Annotated in this window: 2 protein-coding genes; both read left to right on the top strand. The window is 61.3% G+C overall.

Translation table 11 applies throughout. The features are described 5' to 3' along the window. Positions 1–62 precede the first annotated feature (62 nt). Positions 63–935: a fumarylacetoacetate hydrolase family protein gene (locus U5775_RS38735; protein ID WP_322063405.1), complete on the top strand. Its 873-nt coding sequence runs from the start codon at positions 63–65 to the stop codon at positions 933–935. Positions 936–1,005: 70 nt separating this feature from the next. Beyond that, positions 1,006–1,500 (top strand): VOC family protein (locus U5775_RS38730; protein WP_322063404.1); only part of this gene is annotated, 495 nt, incomplete at its 3' end.

The following is a 1,500-nucleotide window of genomic DNA, read 5'->3' as shown; positions in this document are numbered from 1 at the left end:
TGGGCATAAAATTGCCCCCGTTGGCATTCGAGCAGCGACATTGATCCAATGAGGGCAACGTAATGAAACTCCTTTCTTTCCGCAAAGATGGCCGCGAGGCCTTTGGTGCCGTCGTCGGTGACGGCGTGGTCGATCTTTCCAATCTTCGCGAAGACATCAAGACGCTGGCGGACTACATCGCAACCGGCGCCTATCGCGATGCCGCGCATCACGTCGAGGGCCGCGCGGTCAGCGTCAAGCTGGCTGACGTCGAATATCTCCCGGTGATCCCCCGCCCCGAAAAGATCGTCTGCGCCGTGCGCAACTACCTCGATCACCACAATGAAGCGCTGGCGGCAGGATTGAACCGCGAGCTCTCCGAATTCCCGCCGATCTTCCTGCGCGTGTGGCGCTCGCAGGTCGCGCACAACCAGCCCATCATCAAGCCGCGCGTTTCCGACACGCTCGACTGGGAAGGCGAACTGGCGGTCATCATCGGTGAAGGCGGCCGCGATATTGCAGAAGCCGACGCATGGAAGCACGTCGCGGGCTACAGCGTCTACAACGATGCCAGCGTGCGCGAATGGCAGTTCCACGCCAGGCAGATCGCGTCGGGCAAGAATTTCGAGGGAACCGGTGCGTTCGGCCCGTGGATGGTGACCGCGGACGAAATCGAGCCGGGGCGCGTGCTCAAGCTGGAAACGCGGCTGAATGGCGAGACGGTCCAGTCCAGCGATACGGGCCACCTCATTTTCCCGATTCCGCGCCTGATCGCATACGCGTCGACGATCTTCACGCTGAGCCCGGGCGATGTCATCGTCACCGGCACGCCGGCCGGTGTGGGCTTTGGCCGCAAGCCGCCGCACTACATGAAGGCGGGCGATGTCGTCGAGATCGAGATCGAGGCCGTGGGTACGCTACGCAACGAGGTGAAGGACCAGGGATCGATCCGCTAGTCCGAAATATAACTGGCGGGGCTCACCCTCTGGCCGTCAGCCCCGCCGCCGCCCTGACGGAGCCCTTAGCATGTCAAGCAGAACCGCGCCGCAACTTTCCCATCTTGGTATCTTCTGTCACGACCTCGACCGGATGGTCGCTTTCTACAGCGAAGTCTTCGGGATGACCCTGACTGACCGCGGCACAGGCATAACCATGCCATTCGAGATCGCCTTTCTGAGCGGCTCTCCCACCCAGCACCATCAGCTTGCGCTGGCGTCGACCCGTCCGGAGGGCTCGGTCAGCACGGTCATGCAGATCTCGTTCAAGGTGGGCGAGATTGATGATCTGCGCGCGATCCGTGAAAGTGCGCTTGCGCGAAACGCAAGCCAGATGCGTGGCCTGAATCACGGGAATGCGCTGTCGATTTATTTCAGCGATCCGGAAGGCAACACGGTGGAAGTCTATCTCGATACGCCTTGGTACGTGACGCAGCCGCATGGCGATCCTCTCGATCTCGAGCGTCCAGACAGCGAGATCTGGGAGCAGACAGAAAAAATCTGCCGCGCAGATCCGACGTTCATG

This window comes from Paraburkholderia sp. J63 (genome assembly GCF_905220245.1).
In the GTDB taxonomy this organism is placed as follows: domain Bacteria; phylum Pseudomonadota; class Gammaproteobacteria; order Burkholderiales; family Burkholderiaceae; genus Paraburkholderia.
The sequence above is the reverse complement of the archived record's forward strand: the minus strand, read 5'-3'. Positions and strand labels throughout refer to the sequence as shown.

Excerpts from the sequence above, each read along its gene's own strand:
- U5775_RS38735 (WP_322063405.1), top strand. The coding sequence starts at position 63 with ATGAAACTCCTTTCTTTCCGCAAAGATGGCCGCGAGGCCTTTGGTGCC.